Origin of the sequence: Oceanobacter sp. 4_MG-2023 (genome assembly GCF_030689165.1) — a bacterium.
Lineage (GTDB): Bacteria > Pseudomonadota > Gammaproteobacteria > Pseudomonadales > Oceanobacteraceae > Oceanobacter.
Window position 1 is genome coordinate 69,560 of sequence record NZ_JAUYVV010000013.1, and the last position, 19,658, is coordinate 89,217.

At 53.6% G+C, this 19,658-nt stretch carries 19 protein-coding genes and 1 riboswitch; of the genes, 5 read left to right on the forward strand and 14 right to left on the reverse strand.

The genetic code is table 11. The features are described 5' to 3' along the window. Positions 1-16: 16 nt before the first annotated feature. From Q8W24_RS10805 to Q8W24_RS10830, 6 genes are read right to left on the reverse strand one after another with little or no spacing between them, the layout of a single operon-like run. Entirely contained in the window at positions 17-691 is a 675-nt protein-coding gene (locus Q8W24_RS10805) for a histidine phosphatase family protein (RefSeq protein WP_303431437.1), read from the reverse strand. Beyond that, positions 688-1,218, reverse strand: a complete 531-nt coding sequence (gene cobU, locus Q8W24_RS10810; RefSeq protein WP_305451876.1) for a bifunctional adenosylcobinamide kinase/adenosylcobinamide-phosphate guanylyltransferase — start codon at positions 1,216-1,218, stop codon at positions 688-690. Before cobU ends, Q8W24_RS10805 begins: the two co-directional genes overlap by 4 nt. Next, a complete protein-coding gene (gene cobS, locus Q8W24_RS10815) occupies positions 1,215-2,009 on the reverse strand; it encodes an adenosylcobinamide-GDP ribazoletransferase (protein ID WP_305475266.1) in 795 nt (264 codons plus the stop codon). The genes cobU and cobS overlap by 4 nt, the downstream gene beginning before the upstream one ends. Continuing rightward, on the reverse strand, positions 2,009-3,070 hold the full coding sequence (gene cobT / locus Q8W24_RS10820; RefSeq protein ID WP_305475267.1) for a nicotinate-nucleotide--dimethylbenzimidazole phosphoribosyltransferase: 1,062 nt from the start codon (positions 3,068-3,070) through the stop codon (positions 2,009-2,011). Before cobT ends, cobS begins: the two co-directional genes overlap by 1 nt. Before the next feature lie 28 nt (positions 3,071-3,098). Then, the gene (locus tag Q8W24_RS10825) at positions 3,099-4,121 is read right to left on the reverse strand and encodes an iron ABC transporter permease (protein ID WP_305475268.1); all 1,023 of its coding nucleotides are present in this window, start codon (positions 4,119-4,121) and stop codon (positions 3,099-3,101) included. Next, positions 4,118-4,945 carry an ABC transporter ATP-binding protein gene (locus Q8W24_RS10830; protein WP_305475269.1) on the reverse strand — a complete coding sequence of 276 codons (828 nt, stop codon included), beginning with the start codon at positions 4,943-4,945 and terminating at the stop codon, positions 4,118-4,120. The genes Q8W24_RS10825 and Q8W24_RS10830 overlap by 4 nt, the downstream gene beginning before the upstream one ends. 158 nt (positions 4,946-5,103) lie before the next feature. Then, positions 5,104-5,254, reverse strand: a riboswitch (cobalamin riboswitch). A 1,016-nt stretch (positions 5,255-6,270) separates the two neighbouring features. On the opposite strand from Q8W24_RS10830, the gene Q8W24_RS10835 reads away from it, so the two are divergent. Continuing rightward, positions 6,271-7,083 (forward strand): type IV pili methyl-accepting chemotaxis transducer N-terminal domain-containing protein, encoded by an 813-nt coding sequence (locus Q8W24_RS10835; RefSeq protein WP_303431430.1) that lies wholly within the window; start codon positions 6,271-6,273, stop codon positions 7,081-7,083. Positions 7,084-7,194: 111 nt separating this feature from the next. Here Q8W24_RS10835 and Q8W24_RS10840 read toward each other — a convergent pair whose 3' ends face one another. Then, positions 7,195-8,892: an AMP-binding protein gene (locus Q8W24_RS10840; RefSeq protein ID WP_305475270.1), complete on the reverse strand. Its 1,698-nt coding sequence runs from the start codon at positions 8,890-8,892 to the stop codon at positions 7,195-7,197. Between the two features lie 311 nt (positions 8,893-9,203). On the opposite strand from Q8W24_RS10840, the gene Q8W24_RS10845 reads away from it, so the two are divergent. Beyond that, positions 9,204-10,148: an alpha/beta fold hydrolase gene (locus Q8W24_RS10845; RefSeq protein ID WP_303431427.1), complete on the forward strand. Its 945-nt coding sequence runs from the start codon at positions 9,204-9,206 to the stop codon at positions 10,146-10,148. Between the two features lie 166 nt (positions 10,149-10,314). After that, positions 10,315-10,800 (forward strand): MaoC/PaaZ C-terminal domain-containing protein, encoded by a 486-nt coding sequence (locus tag Q8W24_RS10850; protein WP_305413408.1) that lies wholly within the window; start codon positions 10,315-10,317, stop codon positions 10,798-10,800. A gap of 192 nt (positions 10,801-10,992) precedes the next feature. On the opposite strand, the gene Q8W24_RS10855 is transcribed toward Q8W24_RS10850, so the two are convergent. From Q8W24_RS10855 to Q8W24_RS10870, 4 genes are all read right to left on the reverse strand, one after another. Next, on the reverse strand, positions 10,993-12,444 hold the full coding sequence (locus Q8W24_RS10855; RefSeq protein WP_305475271.1) for a hypothetical protein: 1,452 nt from the start codon (positions 12,442-12,444) through the stop codon (positions 10,993-10,995). A gap of 7 nt (positions 12,445-12,451) precedes the next feature. Continuing rightward, positions 12,452-12,886 (reverse strand): energy transducer TonB, encoded by a 435-nt coding sequence (locus Q8W24_RS10860; protein ID WP_303431423.1) that lies wholly within the window; start codon positions 12,884-12,886, stop codon positions 12,452-12,454. A gap of 334 nt (positions 12,887-13,220) precedes the next feature. Further along, positions 13,221-13,757 (reverse strand): hypothetical protein, encoded by a 537-nt coding sequence (locus tag Q8W24_RS10865; RefSeq protein ID WP_305451869.1) that lies wholly within the window; start codon positions 13,755-13,757, stop codon positions 13,221-13,223. A 361-nt stretch (positions 13,758-14,118) separates the two neighbouring features. Beyond that, positions 14,119-15,213 (reverse strand): OmpA family protein, encoded by a 1,095-nt coding sequence (locus Q8W24_RS10870; protein ID WP_303431420.1) that lies wholly within the window; start codon positions 15,211-15,213, stop codon positions 14,119-14,121. 301 nt (positions 15,214-15,514) lie between these two features. Between Q8W24_RS10870 and Q8W24_RS10875 the strand changes: the two genes are divergently transcribed. Next, positions 15,515-16,108: a YbhB/YbcL family Raf kinase inhibitor-like protein gene (locus tag Q8W24_RS10875; protein WP_305475272.1), complete on the forward strand. Its 594-nt coding sequence runs from the start codon at positions 15,515-15,517 to the stop codon at positions 16,106-16,108. A gap of 29 nt (positions 16,109-16,137) precedes the next feature. Here the strand turns inward: Q8W24_RS10875 and Q8W24_RS10880 are convergent, their stop codons facing one another. After that, positions 16,138-16,971, reverse strand: coding sequence for a siderophore-interacting protein (locus Q8W24_RS10880; RefSeq protein ID WP_305475273.1), 834 nt, complete (start codon positions 16,969-16,971; stop codon positions 16,138-16,140). A 132-nt stretch (positions 16,972-17,103) separates the two neighbouring features. Continuing rightward, positions 17,104-17,604: a hypothetical protein gene (locus Q8W24_RS10885; RefSeq protein ID WP_305475274.1), complete on the reverse strand. Its 501-nt coding sequence runs from the start codon at positions 17,602-17,604 to the stop codon at positions 17,104-17,106. A gap of 84 nt (positions 17,605-17,688) precedes the next feature. On the opposite strand from Q8W24_RS10885, the gene Q8W24_RS10890 reads away from it, so the two are divergent. Next, the gene (locus tag Q8W24_RS10890; RefSeq protein WP_305475275.1) at positions 17,689-18,615 is read left to right on the forward strand and encodes a D-hexose-6-phosphate mutarotase; all 927 of its coding nucleotides are present in this window, start codon (positions 17,689-17,691) and stop codon (positions 18,613-18,615) included. Between the two features lie 22 nt (positions 18,616-18,637). Here Q8W24_RS10890 and Q8W24_RS10895 read toward each other — a convergent pair whose 3' ends face one another. Then, positions 18,638-19,573 carry a LysR family transcriptional regulator gene (locus Q8W24_RS10895; RefSeq protein ID WP_303431413.1) on the reverse strand — a complete coding sequence of 312 codons (936 nt, stop codon included), beginning with the start codon at positions 19,571-19,573 and terminating at the stop codon, positions 18,638-18,640. Positions 19,574-19,658 lie beyond the last annotated feature (85 nt).

A 19,658-nucleotide genomic window follows, 5' to 3' on the forward strand; every position in this document is an offset into this window, starting at 1 on the left:
GATCGCCAGGTATGATTCAGCACGACTCACTGCCCGCAGGCAACCAGCCGATACACTCCACCACCGGTGCCACGTCAGGGTGCGGCGAAAGGCGGATACGGGTGCGACTGCCATAATGAATCGCCAGCGAGGAATACCAGTTGCCATCCCGCCAGTCGACCGGTAGCAAGTAACCCAGAATCAGGCGAATCACAGCACCGTGGCACATCACTACCACATGCTGCCCCCCATGCTGCTCCGTTATTTGCTGCCAGCCCTGTACCACCCGTTCGTACACCTGTTCGATGCGTTCGCCTCCCGGTGGTGGATTACCGGCCGGAAACTGGGCAAAGGCTTCCAGTTCGCTCCAGCCATCCGGGTTATCTTCCGGGGGACCAAACAGGGTGGTAAATGGAATACCGTCCCAATCGCCAAAATCGTACTCCCGCAACGCCGGAACAATATCCAGCGCCATTCCTTGTTGTTGCGCCCAGTGAGCAGCAAACGCCTGACATCGCTGTAGTGGAGAGCTAATGATCGCGTCTATGCTTGTATCCGCAGCAGTAATCGCGGCCAATGCCTGCTCCAGCTGCCGCCAACCGACGGGGCTGAGTGCAATATCAAAACGGCCATACAAGGCCGCCTCACCGTCCACGGCACCGTGTCGAACCAGGTCAATAATCGTATCGCCTGTTGTTATATCGGTTGTCATGCTTGCACCTCCTTTACAATCACGGGAATACCAGCCACCACCAGCGTGACCCGGTCGGCGATTGCCGCCACTGCCTGATTTAGCCAGCCTGCCTGATCGACAAACCTTCGACTGACATCGCCAGCCGGTATCACGCCCAAACCGATTTCATTGGCAATCAGCACCACATCCAACGGGCACTGTTGTAATGCCTCGGTCAACGACTGAAACAAGGCGGGGAAATCCTGCTCAGGAAAATGATAAAACTGGTTGTTTAGCCATAACGTCAGGCAGTCCACCAGCATCACACCCGGGCCGGACTGCTGCGCCAAATACTCAGGCAACGCCAGCGGGACTTCGGCCAACGGCCAATCCTTTCCTCGCTCCTGCTGGTGCCGCTCAATCCGACGCTGCATTTCATCGTCGAATGACGTGGCAGTGGCGACAAAATATTTGTTTACCTGTTGCCGGGCTGCCAGATCACTGGCAACAGACAGGCCGTAGCGGGATTTGCCCGAGCGAGCTCCTCCCAGTATCAAATGAATCATGCCAGTTGTCCGCCATTCGCAAGGGCCAGCAAAACGCTATAAATCAGCAACTCCTGCAATTGCTGGGCAGCACCTAGGCTATCTCCCGTAAAACCGTACAGATGTTTGCTCATCCAACGTTTCAGCCACCATCGCATGACCACAACAGCAATCACCAGCACCCATGCCGACCAGAACGGCAACCACAACAGTCCCGCCGCTCCCGTCACCAGTACCTGCATCAACAAGGCGGTGTTCATGGGGTGCGCCAGCGGGTCGCTTTTACTGGTTCCCGGTGCCGATACATACGGCAAATCCTGGGCATGGGTAATCGCCATCGCCCGCGACAAGGGATAACCAATCAATAACGCCAGTAGTAATTCACCCTGTTCTGCCAGGGCGACCAGCAACAGGTACTTGAACAGCAACGCCAACAACAGCGCACTGCTGCCATACGTGCCCAGTCGGCTGTCTTTGAGAATACGAAGTTTGTGAGGCTGATCCAGGCCCCCATAAAAGCCATCAAAACAATCCGCCAGGCCATCTTCGTGCAAGGCACCGGTCAATAACAGGCTGGTTATCAACAGCACACATACCGCTGGAGCCATACCTAACCCGGCTTCTGCCAGCAGATACACCGGCATCAATAACAACCCCAGCAGCCACCCCACCAACGGAAAGTAACCCAAGGCACTGTGCATTCTGTCAGGGCTATATAGCAACTGACTACTCATTGGCAAACGGGTCAAAAACCTGATTGCCAACTGTAATAACTGCCAATGCTGGCGTAACTGCATCAGAAGACTCGACATCAGACCTCGACCCCGGCGCTGGCAAAGCTGGCCATCTGGTTATAAAAACCTGCCGCGGCCCGCAACAAGGGTAATGCCAAAGCGGCGCCGGTGCCTTCGCCCAGTCGCAGCCCAAGATCCAGCAAGGGGTTGGCTTCCAGGGCCTGCAGCGCCAAACGATGTGCCGGTTCCGCAGAATGATGGCAGAACACCATATAGTCCCGACAGCCGGGTTCCATCCGACAGGCCAGCAGCGCTGCAACCGTGACAATAAAGCCATCCACCAGAATGACCGTCCGTTGCGCCGCCGCCGCCAGTATGGCTCCAACGATCTGGACGATTTCAAAACCACCCACTTCCTGCAATGCAACCGCCGGACTGGCATCGGCATACGCTGCCCGAACCCGCTGCACACCCCGGCCCACCAGTTCACTCTTGAGCAACAGCTGATCATCATTAATGCCCGTCCCCCGGCCAATGACTTGCTCGACTGCCAGGTTTTCTGCCAGTGCCAGTAACGCAGAGGCGGAGCTGGTATTCCCAATACCCATCTCACCCAGCCCCAGCACATTACTGCCTTGGGCAATCACCTCGCGGGCCACGTCTGCACCCAGGTATAACGCGCGCTGGTACTGCTCTGCCGTCATGGCTGGCTGGGCCGAAAAATCGGCACTACCCGGGCCAACCCGACGCCGTAACAGTGACCGATGATCAGCGTCCAGCGGCTGAATCACTCCGGCATCAATCACTTGCAAGGCCATATCACTGGATTGACAAAAGCAGTTGATAGCCGCCCCACCAGCCAGAAAATTCAGCACCATTTGTCTGGTGACAGCCTGAGGGGCAATACTGACGGGATGACGAGCAATACCATGGTCAGCAGCAAACACCAGCATGGTTGGCCGGGTGATCCGGATTTCCTCGTCGCCGCCATCCAGTTGTTGGATCTGGGCCAGTTGGGCGGCCAGTACTTCCAACGCCCCCAACGCCCCCGGAGGTTTGGTTTTCTGATCAATCCGTTGTTGTATCTGCGCCTGACCAGCCTGTCCGAGTGCTGGAATATCAAAAGAAACCGTATGCATAAATAAACGAAACTCCAGTCAGCTCTGATCAGGCCAGCCGCTGACGCATAACCAACAGAAAAAAGACGCTGCCCAAAGCAGAGGTAATAATACCGATGGGAATTTCTTGGCTGGCAACTGCCGAACGGGCAATCACATCCACCCAAACCAGAAAGGTACTGCCGAGCAACAAACAGCCTGCGATCAGCGTTCGGGTCGTAACGCCCAGCCAGCGTCGCACAATATGGGGAATCATCAGGCCAACAAAACCGATACCACCACAATACGCCACGACTGCAGCGGTCAAGGCAGCACAGATCACCAGTGCCAGCGCCCGTAGGCGTACGGCATCCACTCCCAGCGTGCGAGCGTTGTCATCCCCCAGCAACATGGCATCAAAATGACGCCCAAGCAGCAGCAGTACACCACTGCTGACCAACACCACAGGGAACAACAGCCATAATTGACTGCTTTCAACCCGCCCCAGGCTGCCCATCAGCCAGAACAGCACCTTGTTGGCAGCAAAAGGCTCACCGATAAACAGAATAAAATGGGTGAGTGAACCCAGCATCAACGAAATCGCCACCCCGCCCAACAACAACTGCTCGGAACTGCGGGCGAACGAAGTAATAGCCAGAACCTGAACCAGCATCACCGCAAACAAGGCACCACCAAACGCGGCCAACGGCAAGGCCGTGCCGACCGGCAACCAACCCAGCAGCCAGGCCAGCAACGGCTGCTGTGACAGCATCGTACCCATCAACACGGTGACCACACTGGCCCCCAAGCCGGCACCGGCGACTACACCAAACAGATAAGGATCGGCAAGGCCGTTACGGGTTACGTTCTGTAATGAGGCACCGGCAATGGCCAATCCAGCACCAACCAATATGCCTGCAGCAACCCGCGGCAACCGCAGGTCAGTAAAGATCAATTGGTCCAGAGGATCGACCGGCAAACCGGCGAGACAACGCCAAACGGTATTAAAAGGCAGGTCGGCAGACCCAAAAAACAACGCCGCCAACGGCGACAACAACGCCACCGCGATCAGGATTATCCAGCGATATCTCATATGGCTTGATCCTGCTCCGTCGGTGCGACGGTCTGAGCCATCGGTGCTGGTGGTGAAAAATCGACCCGCAACGCTCCGGCATCGTGACGTACCGCACAAGGCAAACGAAATACCTGCTGCAAACGCTCAGGCTCCAATACCTGCGACGGTGTGCCATAAGCCACTTGTTCGCCATGATCCAATAACAACAACTGGTCGCAGTAATGTGCCGACAGATTAAGATCGTGCAAACTCATCACCACGGTCAGGCCGTTATCCCGAGCCAATTGCCCCAGCAAAGCCAGCACATCGTGCTGGTAATACACATCCAGATGATTGACCGGTTCATCGAGCACAATCAGTTCTGCCCGTTGCACCAGTGCCCGGGCAATCAAGCCGCGCTGCTGTTCACCACCAGACAAAGAGGCAAACACCTGATCGGCTTTTGTCGCCAGACCAACACGATCTAACGCTTGTTCGATACATTGGTCGTCCTCCTGGGTCTGTCGCCCCAACCAGGACTGATGCGGCAATAATCCCATGCGTACCATTTGCCGCAGGCTGAGCGCAAACACCGTATCATTAAGCTGATGCACAACAGCAATCCGCCGCGCCCGTTGACTCAAGCGGTAATCCGCGACCAATTGGTCACGCCAGCACACAGTACCGGCGCCAGACAACTGACCGGACAACGCCAGCAGCAAACTGGTTTTGCCCGCCCCGTTAGGGCCCAGCACGCCCAGTACCGAGCCACGCTTTAACGCAAAAGAGATCTGTTTCAGAATCGGCTGTTGATCAATCGTGAGCACCAGCTTATTGACCGCCAGACCGGAACAACCAACCATGGAGATATCCGACAAAAGTAAGCCGTACGAAGCAAGACCATCAACACCGTGCCGACATGTGCATCCACAGGGAAAGGAGATGGTTCGTGTCTTCCCGCACGAACAAAATTCAAGAGACTGAATCATTCATTCACCCGTGCACGACGTTAGTCGAGACAGGGCAGAGAACCATTCCAGGGAGGTATCTGACTTTTCCTGGCCCATCACGGCCACAGAATTACAGTTGCGGGTACAGTTCCGGACTCACACCGGATTCCCAATTACGTTAAGCCGCCAGAGCAGCCCAACACCTGTTTGATAGCGCCGGACTATATCAGCAAAGCAAAAACCATACGATAGCGAATCGATTCAGGGGTTCAGCCAGTTACCATCCACTTGCAGCATCACCTGTCATCACCTGCCACAGCGTTACCGCTCATTATGGCGATGCGCGTCACATCGCCTCACAGCAGTCAACACTGACATTTCATGACGCAACCGGTCATCCCGCCTTGCTTCGCCACAAACAGTCCGCGCCAATCACGGCAGGATTTCCCTGCCTTCTCAGTACAGCAACAGAAAACACCCACATCGAGACAACACCAACCAAAAAGGCGTCTTATTCTTATTATAATTCTTACTCTGTTAATTTCGATGCTGTATAAAACAGCCGGAAAAACCTGAAAATATGACAAAAACATATAAAAATTATTAAGTTTTAATTAAAAAACAAACAGTTGAAGCTTCTTTACAGCTACTGGTAGCAGAAAAATACCACATCACCCAAAGATAATTACAAAATCAGACCCAGCACTCATTTCGTGCAAAATTAAGCCGACTGGTGAATAATTCCACTATCCTTGTAAGCAGCAAAGGTTCTTTTGGGCATCGATACATCGCCGCTGGCAAGGTGGTTTCTGACAAGAAATCCATTGCCCAACAAGAGACACAACAAGTATCAAAATACAGTAAAGATATGTAAAACAAGGCATTACATCCATCCTGAGAAACAACAGGGATATTCCAGCGTCTCAGGTGCATGTAACAATCCAGGCCTACTCATCCTGATGTAAAGTGATATTTTGCACCAGGGTCGGTCATGTAATAGACAAAAAATCAGACCTATACCGCCATGTTGCGATAGAAGGCAGGCCACAAAAAAAGTTAACGTTCGAAATGACCTCAGATGAAATCATTCATTGACTCAGGCCTTCGATAAGATCATTTTTTGCTGCATTGTAGAGCAATCAAACCACCTGACTGTTATTTCTCCAGGTTGGCAAACGCCAGCCCTCCTGGTAGTCAAGACCAAACGGCACATGAAGAGAATTCGCGGAGGAATTCAAATGCTTCTGATCTTCATTGTTGTGTTGATCTGGTTTTTCTGGATCAAACGACCTAAAAAGAACAACTACACCGCTAACAGAGCCAATAGTGTTGTGGCTATAACAGGCAGTCTGATCATGCTTAGCCAGAGGATGATGAAAGATCATCTGATGCTTGGCGCAGGGGTGAGTACTCGTTCGGCCCACAGCCAGCGCGATGTGAGCGTCATGCTGTTTAACCAGCGCCTGGAACAACTGAAAAAAGAAGATCACGACGAAGCGATGCAGAAGCTGTTGGCCAACACGCAGGCCATTTGGGATATCCACCAACCCCAGATTCTGGCACAGCCAGACCTCAATCTGGTTGGCAACCTGATGCAAGATAATGACCGCTTGCTCGCCCTCTGTGATGATATTGCCCGCAGCAAGGCAGAACATGAAGGCGATAACATCGCCAAAATGGCCTACCTCGCAGGCAGACAGCGTATGCTATCCCAGCGAATTGCCAGAAACTGTGTGGCTATTTACTGGGGCTATGACAACGACTGGATCCATTACGATCTCGACGCCACCATTGCGCTGTTTGATCACACCCTGCGTGAGTTGATGCATTCCCGTCTGACCACGCCACAACTGGCGGCATCGCTGGAAGCCGCTGCATCCTTCTGGATGGCATCCAAAGCGACGTTCAAACTGTTTCAGGACAGTGCCGACAAGCGTAAGGATGTGCCACATATTCAGGAAGTGACTGAAACATTACTGGTAAAGCTGGATAAGATCACCAGCCAGTATGAAGCGATTATTGTTGGGGAAGAACGCCCGGACCAGTCCTGAGCCAGCCGTTCTGAAGCCTCCATCGCGGCTCAGACCCGCATAAAAAAGCGGATAAGGGTTTCTCCCTTATCCGCTTTTTTAGTTAGCCATCATACCAGCCGAGTACCTTATTCAGCGGGACTGGGCAAGCTCTTCTGCTCTCAGCTCACGCCGGAGTATTTTACCAACATTGGTTTTTGGTAATTCAGTACGGAATTCCACATATTTAGGTACCTTGTAATTGGTCAGACGCTCTTTGCACCAGTGGCGCAAATCCGCCTCACTGAGTTCAGACTTCACCACAACAAAGACCTTGACGGCTTCTGAGCTTTTCAGATCCGGCACACCAATAGCAGCCACTTCCATCACCTCGGGGTGATCGGCAATAACATCTTCAACCTCGTTCGGATACACATTAAAGCCGGAGACAATAATCATGTCTTTCTTGCGATCCACAATACGCATATAGCCATCATCCTGGATCACGGCAATATCCCCAGTGCGCAGCCATTCGCGGGCAGGCAAACCATCAGTCCCTGGCAAAAATGCCTCATCGGTCGCCACTTCCCGTTTCCAGTAGCCTTTCATGACCTGTGGCCCTTTAACGCACAACTCGCCCCGTTCTCCCAACGGCAACTCATGGCCATCATCATCCACGGTGATGCAGAGGGTACTCGACACCGGCATACCAATACTGCCCAGCTGGATATGTCCTGGCGGATTAAACGACACTACCGGTGACGTTTCTGTCATGCCGTAACCCTCGGCAATATCATTACCGGTGACTTTTTTCCATTGTTCGGCAGCGGTTGTGGTCAACGCCATGCCACCGGAGATCGTCAATTTAAGGCCAGAAAAATCCAGTTGCCGGAATTTTTCCTGATTACACATGGCCACAAACAGGGTATTCAAGCCCACAAACGCTGAAAACCGGTGCTGCTGCAGGGTTTTGACAAACCCTGGAATATCTCTGGGGTTAGGAATCAGCAAAGAACAGTTCCCGGTTTCAAGCAGCACCATACAATGCACCGTAAAGGCGTAAATATGGTACAGCGGTAGCGGTGCTACCACCCTCTCCACCCCTTCATCCAATGCCATCACAAACAAGCCATGACACTGCAACATATTGGCGATCAGGTTTCGGTGCGTCAGCATCGCACCTTTGGCCACCCCGGTGGTACCGCCGGTGTATTGCAGCACCGCCACATCATTGCCGGCAGACGGATACGGCTGACAAGGGCGCTTTGCACCTTTCGCCAGGGCCGCCCGCAATGTCACCGCACCGGGCAAATGATAGTCCGGCACCTGTTTCTTGACGTACTTCACCATGCCATTGATCAGCATCCGTTTTAACCCTGGATGCAAATCGGCCACCTCCGTGACAATAACGTGCTGGATCCCCGTATCACTGAGTATCTTTTCGGCCTTGTCGGCCATATTAGCCAGCACCACCAGCGCCTTGGCTCCAGAGTCGTTGAACTGGTGCTCCATTTCCCGCTCGGTGTAGAGTGGATTGGTGTTCACAACCACCAGCCCTGCCCGCATGGCACCAAAAACCACAATGGGGTACTGCAAAATATTTGGCAATTGAATGGCAATACGTTCACCAGGCTGCAAACCCAGCTCATGCTGCAGATAGCTGGCAAATTGTGCACTCAATACATCCAAGTCCTGGTAGCTCAGCGTATGTCCCAGGCACATAAAAGCAGGACGATCAGCAAATTTTTTCACAAAGCGATCAAACAGCTCGATGACTGAATTGTATTTATCGGCATCAATCGTGCCTGGATAATTTTCCGGATAGCGTTCCTGGAAGAACTGCTCGTTCATACCGCCCCCTTACACCCCAACATTGGTTATTCTTATACGTCGTTGTCTGCTCGTTTATTTCGCGATAACGCTCAGAATGCGGAGCGCGTCATAAACAATTAGTGAGTCAGAATCTGGAATTGTAACCATCTTTTGAATTTCAGGCAAAAAACTGTTTCCCAAATCAATGCCAAATTACCGATTCGATACCGTTCTGGCCCGTGGATAGTACAATATAGACAACCTGCAGCCGCCTGCACGACCATTTCGCCCCGCTTTTGATTGCCACACAATCACGAACCGGGACAACTATCGACGGAAAGGAATATTTCATGAACGATGTCAGCCCCGCGCATACTTTCAGTATAGCCAGTGATAGCGGTCAGACATTTGCTGCCCAGCTGTTTATGCCGGGCACTGAGCCAACGGCCCTGATCCAGATATATCACGGCATGGCAGAACACTGGCGTCGTTATCAACCCTTGATCCGCAAACTGGCTGCATCCGGTTACGCTGTGCTGGCACATAATCATCAAGGTCATGGAGAACGTCAGCCGCTCGGCCACCTGCCCGTCGGCCATCACCACACCAGCACCGGCTGGCAACAACTGATCAACGATGCCAACCAGGCTCGCCAGATAGCTTTGGCCACACTGCCGGAATCGACCCCGGTTATTTTGCTGGGTCACTCCATGGGATCGTTTGTGGTATTAACAACAGCGATGCACCCTGTGGAAGGTCTGGCAGGCTTGGTATTATCGGGCAGTGGTTACCCTGCACGCTGGCGCTGCCAACTGGGTTACATCGTTGCCTCTGTCATTGCACACTGGCATACCGCGGAAAAACCCTCAGCGTTACTCGGGGCACTGGCATTTGCCGGATACAACCAGCAGATAAAACAGGCTTCTGGCCGCTGGGACTGGCTGACACGCGACGCCAACCAGCGCCAGCAATACCGTACCGATCCCTTGTGCGGCTTTGATTGCAGCGCCGGCTTCTGGCAAAACCTGTTCACCGCTCTGACAAACATCACCCGGGAGAACGCACTGGCATCGATCCCACCGCAGCTGCCTGTCTTATTGTTATCTGGCGATCAGGACCCGGTCGGTCAATATGGCCGAGGTATCCGAGCGCTCGACCATGCCTTACATCGCAGCGGCCATGATCAGATCAGCACGCTGTTATACCCTGGCGGACGCCATGAAATGCTGAATGAAACCAATGCCGGGCAAGTGCAGTCTGACCTGCTGGCATGGCTACAAAACCACTTGGGTTGATCCATTCTACCGGGATCAACAGCAGTAAGTGATCCTGATCAATAGCATGGCAAATGACCTGTGAATGGTGCATTGAGCGCTGGATTTCACGTTACACTCTTGCCGTCCACTTATATTCCAACGACCAGAACTGGTCATTTTTCACCTCTGACATCGGATGTATATCATGGAAACCATCACCAATCGCACCTACGAAGAACTGAACATCGGCGACAGCTGCCAGCGCACCCACACCATTGATGAGCGCGATCTGCAGCTGTTTGCCATCGTCTCTGGTGACCACAACCCTCTCCACCTTGATCCGGTTTTTGCCGCGACCACCCAGTTCAAAGGCCAAATCGCCCACGGCATGTACTCCGGCGCTCTGATTTCAGCCGCTCTGGGAATGGAACTGCCAGGGCCAGGCACAATTTATCTGGGCCAGAATGCCCAGTTCAAACGCCCGATCATGATTGGAGATACCGTCACCGTGACACTGACGGTAAAAGAAAAGCGGGATCGTAACCAGGTTGTTATCGATACCACCATCACCAACCAGAATGATAAAGCGGTCGTAACCGGAGAAGCTTTTATCCTGGCTCCAAGCGAAAAAATGACCATCGACATGCCGGATCTGCCAGAAATCACCATCACCCAGCCAGCTGGCAAATAGTGGGTTATTGATTTGACCGACCGCCAGTAACAGGCGGTCGCTCTGCATCGGCATACCACACAGGTCCGGTATGCCTTTGCAGAGCACTTAGCCCCATAGCCCCAATCCCGGGCAACAAACAAATAATAGCAGAACAAGCAAAACAAGAACTTCAAGACCAGCGCCAGAAAGATAACGGTATAATTCCGATTTTTACTGTACCAGCTCCGCCTGTTGTTGTTGCACAACCTGAAGATAACTGGCCAAACGCTGATGCTCCTCTGCCAGGTACACCAACAAACTCAGATACACGTGTCGCTGTGACAGTTGATAGTAGTAATCTGCCTGTGACTGATAGGCCGCCTGCCTGCCACGCAACAGGGTCTCATCCTCCAGCCCTTCGCCATTGTCTTCACTGACCGTCTCAGTGCGGCTGTCATCTGCCGCTCCGGCCACCAATACCCGAGCGTCAGGCACCAGCCGCTGTGTTACCTCTGCCAGGGCTGCCAGGCGTGTTCGCAACCCCTGCGACTCCTGACGATCGACCCAGGCTGCACGCAACGTCTGGGACCGTACAGCCTGGTTCAAATAACGGAGCGGCAGACTCTGGCAGTGCCCACTGTCATGACGCCCAGCAGCAATCAATCCGGCTGCCGGACACCCCACAAACGCACGAAAACGTTCATCCGCTTCGGCGCTGTCCGGCATCATTCCTTGTCCCAACCAGTGCTGTAACAATTGCTCCAGACGTTCGGGGTGCTGCCATTGCCGCACAGCGTCAATATGCTGCTGTAATCGCAAGGATAACGCCTGCAACAACACCGGCCGCATCGACGCTCCCCCCATGGTATTCAGCACCTGCAACTGCAACATCGCCTGATCCAGATGGAACAGATCCAGTCTGGCCGGATCTGCGACCCATCCAGTCGTGGTGGCAGAGAGCGCTTGCAACCAATCTCTGCTGCCACTGGCAAGCGGCAGCAAAGGCTGCACCGCCCTTAACACCAGAGCCGTCACATACCAGGGAGAATCCAGGGGAATCCGCTGCGACAACCTCTCCATTTCGACCGTCTCACCGGCTTGCCACTGCGCCATCCACACCATGACTTGCACAGAAGCCATCAGATTGGATGTCTCACGCTCCGTCACTCCGCCAGCATCCGCCAGTGCCTGCTGCAAAGTCTGCAGCAGAAACACCTGTAATTCCGGTTTGACGCCCAGCTGTCTCGCAGCCAGGATCACATCCAGTCGGGCCAACAGGCCCAAGCCAAACTGGCCTTCTGCCAGGTCGCCATGGGTAATCGCCATTCCTGATGACACATCCATGGCATCACTCAGGCTATCCGGCTGGCCTTCCGCCAGTAGAAACCGGACACGGGCATATTGCGCCAGCCGCTGCAGCGGTGGAGTTAACCGGGGACCTTGCGCCAACAGGCTATCGCTGGCGGCTTGTAGCTGCTTATCCTTTCCTTGGTACAACATCATCAGGATTTCATCGGTAACGGCCTGCTGTTGTCTGGCATCCAGTGGCCGGATTGAGTCCGCCTGGCACGAAGCATAACCACAGCAACCGACCAGCAGCACGCCAATCATCCCGGCAAACGACCGTTTCAGAGACGCAATCCATAACGTTAAAAACAATGGCCATCGGCCGTGTCTGTTCATAAGCAGCCTAGTCTGAGGTATCCGTTCTGAGAATCATAAACTGCACTTCAACTCTGATTACCTGACCCGCATATCGGGGCTGAAACAGCACGCTGCTCATGGATTGCCCGGCGGCTTCTGCGAAGGATTCGCCACTGGATTCAATCAGCCGCAACAGGCCAACCTGGCCGTTTGACAGAATCGTAAACTCAATGACAACCCGCCCCTCTTTGCCACGTCTGAATTCCTTGTCGGGGTAGTGAGGCAAAATGCGGATGGCCGGCTGAATATCACCAGCAAACAGCATACGTACGATGCCACGGGTTTCAGGCCCGGCCGTCGGCACTTCAAAACCGGATCGACTGCTGACCGTCGTGGTCATGCAACCCGCCAAAGCACTACTTCCTGCCAGGATAACCAACAGAGTCAGAATCGCTGTTATACGCTCTGAATACCTAACCATCACTTGCACCTGCCACTCCCGTTATCTGTTACTGTCGATCCAGCGAATACCCCGCAGCCGATGCTAACAAATACCCCAACATCCACCCACAGGTATTGCCGGTAATAGTCGTCAGAACACGGAGCTACCCTGTCGGCGATAATCAAGCGCCATGAATAACGGCACTCACGCCGTGCTGTTATCAGAGGAAATTCATCAGGAAACACACCACTGCCAGTCGTTATTTACAACCTTGACAGCAAAGTCACAAACAGAACAGGGAAATATGGCGAGGATGGCCATTCACTACGGCGCCGGGAACAATACCGAACAGCAAGCGAACAGCCAGGTTTATTTATTCCAACAGCCCGGCACACTCTGCAGCTGCAAAAAAACGCTCTGCCAGAGCTGTGGGCGCGCCAGACCGGTTGGCCAGTTGTCGAGCAGTCATCGCCTGACGCGATAACAACCAGGCCAGCTGCCGAATAACAGGACCTTCTGTCTCAACCACCGCATCAAATAGGCTGTCATCAGGCATCAGCACCATGCGTCCACAGCAATCAGGACAAGCTCCAGGCAGTGGCTCACCATGCCAGGCTTGCCAGCCACAACGCCAGAGCAGTTCCCTGACCGGCCGTCCAATCAGCGCTTGCAGTGCCATCGGGTCATCGGCAGACAAGCTGCGGTGCTTGAAACTACTGGATGGGCTGAAATGACGGGTCACGCACTCAGGAATATCATGTTCAATAAAACGCTGCGCACCACCCGCGACAATAATTTCGCCATGGTGGGAAGTTTGCAGTGAAGCATTCAGTTGATGTTGCAGACAAAACTGAACTTGTTCCAGCAGCCAAAACTCTGCCCCAGCCCACTGAAAGGCTCTATCAGACATGGTCACCCCCGTCTTGTTATTGTTTTTCCGGATTCGGGCGCCGCAAAGAATGCGTATACGATTCCGGGGGGTCAATATTTCCACCAATGCTGGCTCACAATGTTCACAGCTACATAACGGAGCACACCCCCTGCCACCACAATCGCACAGAAAACGTCCGGTCAATAACGAACAACTGTCGTGATCCATAAAAGCAAAAGCAAAACAAACAGGAAGATCTGGCGAAACAGAATCCAGCATCAGCAACAGTATCGTTGGCAAGAAAACAGTCAGAAGGAAAACAGCAGCCAGAACAGGCCGGATACAGGCAGGAGAAAAACAGACAAGCACCAGCGGCAAAATGCCACTGGTGCTTTCAGACTTACTTGACGCTCAGTTCAACACGACGGTTTTCTGCACGACCAGCAGCAGTCACATTGCTGGCAATCGGGCTGGCTTCACCATAACCACGGGCAGTCAACTGATCCGCGCTCAGACCTTTACCGATCAGGTAGTTACGAACGGAGTCTGCACGTTGTTGGCTCAGACGCAGGTTGAATGCTTCAGCACCCTGGCTATCTGTGTATGCCGCGATTTCTACCATGGCATCCGGGTAGTTGCGCAGTTCAGCGGCTGCGTTATCCAGAATGGTACGGGCGTTGGCAGTCAAACGAGTGCTGCCACTTTCAAAGTTAACACCGTGCAGATTGCCTTCAAATACAGCACAACCCTTGGCATTCACGTTGGCGCCGGCAAGCGTGTCCATACACTCGTCATTGTCATCGATAACCCCATCGTTATCGCTATCTGCTGGCTCAGGAATCACCACTGGTTTTACTTCTTCAACCACAGGTTCTTCAATGACTGGCTCTTCGATAACCGGCTCTACGACAACGGGCTCAACTGGCTTGAATTCTTCAACGATGGTTTCTTTGGTGCGAGTCATGCCACTACCAAAGCGATAACCAATTTCCATCATGAACACACCGTGCTCATTGCCTTCATCGGTCATTTCATCAATATGCAGCTCGGCACGGCCAAACAGCTCGTCATTCAGGTCATACTGCACACCACCACCCCAGCTGAATACATGGGTTTTACGGTCGAGTGCACCATCCTGTGGTACATCAAGGATTTCGATACCATAACCTGCTGTCAGGTAAGGTTTCAGGGGACGCTCACCAAAGAAGTACAACCCTTTCAGTTGATACTGTGATACATCTGGTTTCATATCACCTTGCAAGAACGACGGGAAAGTCAGGGATGCTTCTGCTGCCAGCGCAGGCAGAACCATGTAACCCAGGGATACTTCGTTGGTCCAGGAATCATTGACGTTATGACCGGTTCTGGTAGTCAGCTCGTCATAAATTTCGTTTTCAACGTATCCGATACCACCCGTAACGTACATTTCCTTGTCGGCGTGTGCCATTGTTGCGCTCGCAACAGCCATGGCTACCAATAGTGGTTTGGTCAACATATTTCTCTCCAAAGTGAACAATGTGTGTGTTCTTTACAATTTATGGCGCATATTAGTAATACTACGTGACAGTTCAAGCGGAATCGGTCATTTATTCTGAGATTTTTGTCACGATCACAATAATCAGCGACTTTCGTACGCTATTTCTTTACCTCACTCCTCCTAAAGTAGACTGTTTTTCGAAAAAATCGAGTTTGTCTATGCCATTTACCGAAATAGTATGTAAATGCTTGATGACATATGATCAAAGGAACAGGCACGCCAATTGCCTTGTCGATGGATTCAACGAAGGGAGAACACCATGTTGAGTGATTCCAGTAACTATAAGAAGAAAAAAGTAGCACTGGCGATGATAGGCGGATTGAGCATCGCAGCAACATCACTGGCAGCCAGATCTGATGGCAGCCATTTTGACTTTCGCAGCCCGACCATAGAACCGGAGTCTCGCTTCGATATTCAACACCTGTATTCTGGTTTTGGCTGCACCGGCGACAATATTTCCCCGCCATTGGAGTGGTTTCATCCACCGGAAGAGACACAAAGCTTCGCCATCACCCTGTACGACCCGGACGCCCCGACAGGCTCGGGCTGGTGGCATTGGCAAGTATTCAACCTGCCTGCCAACAGTCGTTCCCTGGAAGCAGGGGCTGGCAGCATGCATTCACCTTTGATGCCGGCCTCTGCCCAGCAAGGGCGTAATGACTACGGTAGCCATGCTTACGGTGGTGCTTGCCCACCAGCGGGAGACCAGCCCCACCGTTATCAATTTACCCTGTTTGCCCTCGACCAGCCCAGCCTCGATATCCCGGCGGATGCCAGTGCTGCGCTGATTGGCTTTATGCTGAATGCCCATGCCATCGACAAGGCAAGCTTTACGCTATATTACAGCCGTTAGCCACCGTTCACACGGCGCATGGCCAAGTATCAGGGTGTGGTGCCTGCCGCATCCACAAGAGCCTGGTCGGCACGCTTGTCGACCTTGTGCTCATCCTCGCTACGTCCCAACTTCCAATAGCTGCTGATATAGGTTTCCTTGCGCCCAGTCTGGCGTTGCTGCCGAAAATACCGCCGCAATGCCTTCATTTTATGAAACTCACACGCCGCCCACACAGCAACACGACCGGGCAACCATTCAGCCGCCACCACTCGCTGCAGCAGAGCGCTTGACGTTGCCATGGATTCAGCCTGCGCCAGTTCCGGGCTTGTCTCATCCACAACCCAGATCACCTCAACCCCGGCCGGACATTCGAGTGATTGACGGTCTTCGGCAGAGGCAATCTCAATCACGGCATAACCCCGAGCCTCTGCTGGCAATTGCTCGAGGTTGCAGCTGATTGCTGGCAGAGCCGTCATATCTCCAGCCAGGAAATACCAGTCGGCGCTGTTATCAATCAGCTTGGTTGGGCCTGGGCCACCCACCAGAATCCGCTCACCTGGCTGGGCACGTGCAGCCCAGCTGGCGGCAGGTCCTGCCGGTTGGGGGCCATGGTTATGCAAGGCGCAATCAACCGTAAGCTGGAGCTTGTCCGGGTCAAAGGCCCGCACCGTATAGGTCCGCATCAGAGGCCGCTGGCCTTCCAGCGCCGTTGCCGGGGTCAGCGGCTGACCATCGGCGGTAAACATCAATTTGATATAACCACTGGCACTGTCGACCGGAAAATCGGCCAGCGCATCGCCGGAAAAGACCAGCCGTTGCATATTAGTCGTCAGGCGTGATGACGAATGAACCACCAATTCACGGGGAGAAGGACGAGACATTACCGCTCCAGATAAAAAACAGACGGACTTGATCAGTGTATCCAACCAAGGTGACAGACAAACAGTGTAACGCCCTGCCTGAAAAACACGAGAATGATTCTCAGAACCAAGATTCCCGTAACAGCAACAATGTCAACTCAGCACCACAATACGCCAGCGACCCGAGCCCAACAGCAGCTCATCTTCCAGCCCCAGGCTCAGCAAGCGTTTGGCCAGTGGCGCCGAGATCGACAACAACTGCACCGTCTCGCCCTCCAGCGACAAGGTTCTGCCACCGACAGGGGTCAGCCAAAACCAGCGGCGTCTGTCTGCCGTCGTGCTGCCCAGCGAATCAGCGGGTTCCAGCCCGACCAGAGTTCCCAGCGCCAACGGTGCATCTTCTTCCTCGCCATTGCCGAACAGCGGCACCACCCAACGAGCGATCTGGATACGCTCCTGCTGCAACGCCAGAATACGTTCCGACTGCCCATGAGCCAGATATGCTGCCTCCAGACTCAGGGTATCGTACTGGTTTTCGGGTTTGTTACCCTCATGTGCGGCACTTTCCTGGGCTGTCCGGGCAGCGGCCAGGGCAACCTCGATTTCCTGATCCAGCAGCGCCAGCAAACAGGGCTTAAGTTGGCTTTTGTTCACACAAAATAATCCGGTACAGTAGAAAGAAATCACACTCATTATTGGGTGCAACCCGCCATTCTAGCGATTTCTGCAAGGTAAGCCATGCGCCAACATCAGAACCGGTCATTAAAAGAACGTCTTTCAACCAGTGCCTTTTGCCATTTCGAGCAACGCGGCGAGCTGCCCTGCATCGTAATTCAACACCCCGGGTTCAGTGCCAGCCTGCTGCCACAAGGAGCGCAACTGCTCTCCTTTTGCCCCACGGACGATACCTCCTGGATCTGGCTCAGCCCAACCGCAGAATACCGGCAAGGAGTCTCATTGCGCGGCGGTATTCCAATCTGCTGGCCCTGGTTTGGCAACGCCGATAAAAACCCGCCCGAAGTCCGGGATGCCATCGCCGGAAGACAACCACCCGCTCACGGCTTTGCCCGAACCAATCGCTGGACGCTGTCCCGGCTGTATGAAGCCGCCGACCGTATCGAAATCGAACTGACGTTACCCCAAAGCCATTGCATCCAGTCGGTCTGGCAAGGCAACGCCGAGCTCACAGCGCGCTGGATTATGACCCCCGACGGCCTGGAAATGCAGTTGATCACCACCAACACCGGACGCTCCACCCTGGCGTTCAGTCAGGCGTTACACACCTACTTGCCGACACCAGACATCCATACCACCCGTATCGACGGGCTGGCAGGACACTCGTATATTGACACCATGACTGGCTGGCAACGCAAGCAGCAACAAGGGGCAGTCGTCTTCCAGGGAGAAACCGACCGTATCTATCTGCAGCAGGCAACGCCCTTGCGTCTGGTTACACCGCAGCGCACGTTACTGATTCACAGCCGTGGCAGCCACAGCACCATTGTCTGGAACCCCTGGATTGAAAAAGCCCAACGCCTGAGCCAGTTTGACGATGCTGCCTGGCAAACCATGCTCTGTATTGAGACAGCCAATGCCGCCGATGACTGGGTCAATCTGGCCACTGGGGAAAGCCACTGCCTGAGCATGCGTTTAAGCGCCGTCTGAGGCTATCTGCGACGGATGTGATTCAGCAATGCTGGGCCACATCCACAATAATACGACGTAACCAGCGATGCGCCTGATGATGCTGCACCAGCGGTGACCAGGCCATTTTCAACTCAAATGGCGGGATTGGGAACGGCGGTGGCACCACCAGCAAGGATGCTGATTCCGCCTGCATATCCGCCACTTTACGCGGCAAGGTCGCCACCAGATCGTTATTGTGAGCCAGCAAGGCGGGCATTTGATAATGGCGGGTAAATACCGAAATGCGCCGTTTATAACCCAACTTGGCCAGCGCGTTATCGACCCAACCAAGGCGAACCACTTTCTCAGGATCTATCCCTACCCCGGCGCCCATACCGGTTTTAGACACCCAGATATGATTACTGGCGACGTAGGCTTCCAGATCAAATTTTTCGGCCAACGGGTGGCCATGATTCACCAGGCAGACAAAGTCGTCTTGCCACAGCGTCATCTGGTGGAACGATTGCGGCATATCATCAAAACGGTTGATGGCCATATCAACCTTGCCCGCTTCGACATCCTTGAAGGTCACATCCGATGGCGTCAACACATCAAGAATCACGTTCGGGGCTACTTCCCGCAGGCGCTTGACCAGCTCAGGAATCAGCGTTGACTCTGCATAATCACTGACCATCAGGCGAAAAACCCGATTACTGCTGTGGGCATCAAATTCGCCCAGCGGTTGCAGCGCAGCTTCCAGTTCCGCCAGCGCTTTGCGGATCATCGGCTGCAGCTCACGAGCCCGTTCCGTTGCCGTCATACCATCGGAAGTACGCACCAGCAACGGATCACTAAACAGATCACGCAGGCGGCGCAGACCATTGGACATGGCTGGCTGAGTAATACCAAGCTGTTGCGCCGCCCGGGTCACACTGCCCTCACGCAGCAGTACATCCAGATACACCAGCAGGTTCAAATCTATGCGATCAAGGTTCACGACAGCAATCCGGCAGCAAATGACCGGTTATTGTCGCAGCTCCGTTGTCATTCACCAAGCCTATCAACAAAACAATCAGCATTTT